The 5,320-nt window shown below is 69.8% G+C and carries 6 protein-coding genes; all 6 read right to left on the reverse strand.

From position 1 onward, the window contains the following. Positions 1–171: enoyl-CoA hydratase-related protein (locus I0Q12_RS32100; RefSeq protein WP_231610109.1), on the reverse strand; the 171-nt coding region annotated here is incomplete at its 3' end. Next, complete coding sequence (locus I0Q12_RS05980) at positions 156–917, reverse strand: crotonase/enoyl-CoA hydratase family protein (protein ID WP_197251068.1); 762 nt, start codon at positions 915–917, stop codon at positions 156–158. The genes I0Q12_RS05980 and I0Q12_RS32100, both read right to left, overlap by 16 nt. Before the next feature lies 1 nt (position 918). Beyond that, entirely contained in the window at positions 919–1,980 is a 1,062-nt protein-coding gene (locus tag I0Q12_RS05985) for an MBL fold metallo-hydrolase (protein WP_197251069.1), read from the reverse strand. Then, a complete protein-coding gene (locus I0Q12_RS05990) occupies positions 1,977–3,590 on the reverse strand; it encodes an AMP-binding protein (RefSeq protein ID WP_374068591.1) in 1,614 nt (537 codons plus the stop codon). Before I0Q12_RS05990 ends, I0Q12_RS05985 begins: the two co-directional genes overlap by 4 nt. An 88-nt stretch (positions 3,591–3,678) precedes the next feature. Further along, positions 3,679–5,190, reverse strand: coding sequence for a TerD family protein (locus tag I0Q12_RS05995; RefSeq protein WP_197251070.1), 1,512 nt, complete (start codon positions 5,188–5,190; stop codon positions 3,679–3,681). A 3-nt stretch (positions 5,191–5,193) separates the two neighbouring features. Continuing rightward, the coding region (locus I0Q12_RS32105) for a TerD family protein (RefSeq protein WP_231610111.1) at positions 5,194–5,320 on the reverse strand (127 nt) is incomplete at its 5' end.

A 5,320-nucleotide genomic window follows, 5' to 3' on the forward strand; every position in this document is an offset into this window, starting at 1 on the left:
GACGACCGCCCTCACCGAGTCGTCGCGCTGAAGCTCGTGGAAGGCATCCCGCAGCGCGGTCCACGAGTCGAGCGTCATCGCGTTCTTGCGATCGGGACGGTGGAGCGTGACGGTCGCGACCGCGCCGTCCCGCTCCACCGCGATGCCGGGCAAACTCACTCGCCCTTCCAGACGGGTGCACGCTTCTCGGCGAACGCGCGGGCACCTTCCTGGGCGTCGGCGGAGGCGAAGACCGGCTCGATGAACTTGCGCTGCGCGACGAACGCGTCGGGGTCGGTGTAATTGGCGGACATCGCCACGACCTGCTTGGTGGCGCGCACGGCGAGCGGTCCGTTCGCGGCGACGCGCGCGGCGAGTTCCTTCGCCACGGCCAGGGCCTCGCCCGGTTCGGTGAGTCGGTTGACGAGGCCGTGCTGGTGGGCGACCTCTGCCGTGAGCGGATCGCCGGTGATCGCCATCTCCATGGCCAGCGGGTAGGGGAGGATCTTCGGCAGGCGCAGCAGGCCACCCGCGGCGGCCGCCAGACCGCGCTTGACCTCGGGGATTCCGAACTTCGCCTCACGGGAGGCGACGATCAGGTCGGCGGACAGGGCGAGCTCGCAGCCACCGGCCAGCGCCCACCCCTCGACGGCAGCGATCAGCGGCTTGGTCGGGGGTGCCTCGGTGAGACCACCGAAACCGCGACCCGGGATCGACGGACGCTCACCGCGAGCGAACGCCTTCAGATCCATTCCGGCGCAGAACGTTCCGCCGGCACCGGTGAGGATGCCGATGGTCAGGTCCGGGCGAGCTTCGAACTCGTCGATCGCGGCGGCGAGCGCCTTCGAGACCTCCAGGTCGACGGCGTTCTTCGCTTCGGGCCGGTTCAGCGTGAAAACGGCTACACCGTCGGAGAATTCGGTCAGGACAACGCTCATGTCAGATTTCCTTCGTGTCTGTGTGGACGAGTGACCATCGTGCGGGAACCCCGCCGTCGGAACGGATCTCACCGCGGTCGGCGAGAACGATGAGGTGCGCCTGCGTTTCCCGGACGGCGAGACGCCGCAGGCGGGGGGACATCACGTCGACCGGTCGCGACCACGTGATGCGCGTCGTGACCTCCCACGCGGTGGATTCCGGGTGCGCGTCGACGGCCGAACGGATCTCGTCGAGCCGCTCGTCGTGGTGTGCCATCAGCCGGCGCGCGCGGTCGGCGACACCGCGGAACCGGTACTCGTGGGCGGGCAGCACCTCGCATTCCGGCAGCGCGGTGGTCGCGTGCAGCGACAGCAGGTAGCGGTGGAGCGGATTCTCCAGCTCGCCGGGACCGGACGAGATGTTCGGGCTGATCCGCGGCAGCATGTGGTCGCCGCTGAACAGCAGATCGTGGTCGCGGTCCAGGAACGCCAGGTGGCCGGGGGTGTGGCCCGGCGTCCAGACCGCTTCGATGTTCCATCCGGGCAGGTCGAGCCGGTCCCCGCCGGACAGCACGACGTCGGCGGACTCACCGGCCGGGAACCGGACGATCTCGAAGCGCGGTGCCTCGGCGACCTCGTCAGGTGCGCCGAGTTCGGTCATGTCCACCCGCCACGCCTCGGCTTCCGCAGCGACATCGGCCGGGGTGAAGTGTCCGAGCGCCGCGGCTTCGGCAGCGTGCATCGCGAGGACGGCACCGGTCGTCTCGCGCAGGCGCGGAGCCAGACCGAAATGATCCGGATGCAGATGGGTGATCGCGGCATAGCGGACGTCGGAGATGTGGTGACCGGTTTCGACGATGCCGTCGACCAGGGCGTTCCACGATTCCTCGGTGTCCATGCCGACATCGACGAGGGCGAGACCGTCGTCGATCGCAAAGGCGTAGACGAGGACGTACCGCAGCGGATTGCGGGGCATGGGAACGGGAATCGACCACAGGCCGTCCCGGACCTGCTCGACGGGCGGAAGGATTCCGGCCGCCCACGCCTCGCGCTGCAGCACGCCGATGTCGTCGGTGACGCTCATGGTTGCGCTCCGGGGACGCGCGTACCCAAAGTGCTGCGCAGGGTGCGCTTGAGGATCTTGCCGCTCGCGTTCCGCGGCAGTTCCGGCACGAAATGGATGTGCTGCGGCTTTTTGTAGGAGGCGAGGCGTTCGACGGTGAACTGCAGCAGTTCCGCCTCGGTGGGGACGGGGGCGCCCTCGGCGATGCGGACGACGGCGGTGACGGCCTCGCCCCACTTGTCGTCGGGCAGACCGACGACGGCGACCTCCGCAACCGAAGGATGTTCGGCCAGAACGGATTCGACCTCGATCGGGTACACGTTCTCCCCGCCGGTGATGATCATGTCCTTCACGCGGTCGGTGACGAACAGATAGCCGTGCTCGTCGAGATGGCCGGCGTCCCCGGTACGCAGAAAGCCGTCTTCGGTGAACAATTCGGCGTTCTCGGCGTCCCGCCGCCAGTATCCGACGGTGTTGTTGCGCGAGCGGCAGACGATCTCACCGGTCGCTCCGATCGGCAGGATCTCCCCCGTGGCGATGTCCCGGATCTGCACGTCGACCCCGGGCAGCGCGGTACCGGCCGAACGCAGCAGGTAGGAGCGGGGACCGTGCGGATCGTGGTCGTCGGCGCGCAGGGCGGTGAGCGCACCGGTGGTTTCGGTCATCCCGTAGCGCTGGACGAACCGGCAACCCAGGGTGTCCATCGCGCGGGCGAGCTGTGCCGGCGTGATCGGGGATGCGCCGTACGCGACGAGGTGCAGGCTCGACAGGTCGTAGTCCGCGAGATTCGGCATCTCGAGCAGCATGCCGATCGCGGACGGGACGAGGAACGCGTGGGTGACGCCGTATTCGGAGATCGCCTCGGCGACCAGCGCCGGACGCATCTCGCCGAGCAGTACCAGGTGCAGTCCTGCGGACAGGCTCGTGCTCATCCATCCGGCGCCCGCGATGTGGAACAGCGGCAGCGCATTCAGCGACACGGAGTCGTCGCCGAACTCGTAGAGCTCGAAGTTCTCGGGCACGTTGTAGAGGTTGCGGTGCACGGACACAACGCCTTTGGGGCGGCCGGTCGTGCCGGAGGTGTAGAGCTGCAGTGCTTCGCACTCCGGGTCGTCGCCGAATCCGGGGTCGATTCCGTCGCCGGATTCGACGAACTGCTCCCAGGACTGTGCGCCCGGAACGACCGAGGGGTCACCGACGACGACGATGTGCACGTCGGGCAGCACGCGCGCGACCGCCCGGGCGGCGTCGGCGAAGTCGGCGTCGACGACGAGGATGCCCAGCTGTGCGTCCTCGGCGATGGCGGCGGCCTCGTCCGGCGTCAGCCGCCAGTTCAGCGGGGTGAACACCAGGCCGGCCTTCGCGCACCCGACGAACATGGCAGCGCCGGGCAGGCTCATGCGCAGCAGCGCTCCGACGCGCCCCGACGCGGACCCGATCGCGGCGAGCGCCGAGCCGACCTTGTTCGTGTACTCGTCGAACTCGCGGTACGTCAGGGTCGTCCCGCCGGCGGTCAACGCGGAACGGTTCGGGCGCTCGGCCGCGAAGTGCCGAATGCGATTGGGAAGATGCAGCCCACTCGACAGCAGTCCACCTGACAAAGGAAGCTCCCGGTCCCCGTGATTTGTCACGAACCCGGCCGGGCCCGCACAGCCCAGTCGACCATCACGGTGGCCTCGACCACAAAGACGGGGCGCCGCACGAACCGTTAGGGAAGACCTATATCTCTTGCCGGCGGCATTCCAGCGACCGCACCACGGCCCGGATCCGTTCCGGATCCGACGGCCCGGTGTCGGACACGAACTGCCAGTCGGTCCGGGTCCACGGATCGACGAATCGGCCTTCGTCCGAGGGGACGTGCTGGGCGGCCTCGGCGAGGATCCGATACGCCGGGCTGTCGACGCCCTCGTCCTCCGTGCCCGTCATGACAAGCGAAATCTGTTGTGCGGCAGCGAGTCGCGCCAGGCGGACCAGGTGTAGGAGGTCGTCGCTGCCGTATCCGTGTGGAAGACCGGAGACCACCAGCACCCGCGGTTGGGGGTGGTGCGCGTCGCCCGCGGACGCGGCCAGCGCATCCAGGTCCGCGGCGTCGGCGAGACCCTCCAGCTTCGCACGGACACCCGCGACCTCGTGGATCGGCGGACCGGCCAGGAGCGAGCCGGCGAGGTCGGTGAGCTGCCGCATCGCACCCGCCGGATCGACGACGTGGAGGAGGGAACCCGGCCGCGATGCGAGCAGCCGGAGCGCGAGCGCCGACGCCACCGGGGCCGCGGCCTCGGCGTCACCGTCCACCCACAACGGCCGCCCCAGCGGCACGGGGACACAGAACGGCACCCGCAACGGTCCGCGGTCGGGTGCCGTGACCTCGCCGATCCGCACGCCGTCCGCGGCCTCACCCGGCCGCCGCCACGCGGGTGCATCCCACGAGGCGAGCGCCGCCGGTAGCGCCCCTTCGAGCGCAGCCAGCTCGGAGATCAGCTGCTCGGAATCGTCGGTGTAGCGGACCTCGGCCGCGGCGATCAGCTCGTCACAGCGCCGATGCGCCCGGGCCCGGGCCTGCTCGGCGGCGTCACCTGTGCGGGCCGAGGGATCGGCGACCGCGGCGGACAGTTCCTCGTCCAGCCGGTGATGCGCGTACTCGTGCGCCGAGACGTATGCCGCGGCCGACCGGGAGGCGTCCTCGAAGATCTGCCACATCCGAACGCACGTCGCCCCGGTTTCGAGGGGCGGCACTTCCTGCGGCGCGGGCGGGGTGGCCGGCTCGGGATCGTCGACCTCGACGCCGTGCGCGGTGAACAACTCGGCCAGGCCACCCGCATAGCCCTGCCCGAGCGCGCGGATCTTCCAGTCGCCGCCGCGCCGGTAGATCTCCCAGCACAGCAGCGCCGTCTCTCCGGCGACCGGTTCGATGCGGAACGTCGCCAGCGGCGTGCCCGCAGTATCGGTGAGGGTGGTGTCCACCGGGGTGACCTGCTCGGTGCCGAGGGCACACAGCACCCTGTCGGCGTCCGGCCGCAACCGCCCCGGTTCGACGACGAGTGCGTCACCGTCGAGCCGGACACCCGCGGTCTGCGGCTGGTTGTAGAATACGACGTCCTGCGACGACGCCACCTGCAGGTGGGTGTCGACGACGAGGGCACACAGATCCATCGGGACCGACGCGGTCGCCGTGAAGCGGACCGACGGCGTCGCGAGCGGGGCGTTCTGCCCCGCCCGGAACTCGACGGCCATCGGTTACGTCGCCAGGAACCGGCCGAGTTGCGGCGCGGCCTCACCCGGATGCTTGGCCTGGATGCCCTCGCCGATCGCCTGCAGCTTCCACTCCGGTCCCTGCCGGTACACCTTCGCCATCACCATGCCG

Origin of the sequence: Rhodococcus sp. CX (assembly GCF_015865005.1) — a bacterium.
Taxonomy (GTDB): Bacteria; Actinomycetota; Actinomycetes; order Mycobacteriales; family Mycobacteriaceae; genus Rhodococcus.

Excerpts from the sequence above, each read along its gene's own strand:
- I0Q12_RS05995 (WP_197251070.1), bottom strand. The coding sequence starts at position 5,190 with ATGGCCGTCGAGTTCCGGGCGGGGCAGAACGCCCCGCTCGCGACGCCG.
- I0Q12_RS05985 (WP_197251069.1), bottom strand. The coding sequence starts at position 1,980 with ATGAGCGTCACCGACGACATCGGCGTGCTGCAGCGCGAGGCGTGGGCG.
- I0Q12_RS05980 (WP_197251068.1), bottom strand. The coding sequence starts at position 917 with ATGAGCGTTGTCCTGACCGAATTCTCCGACGGTGTAGCCGTTTTCACG.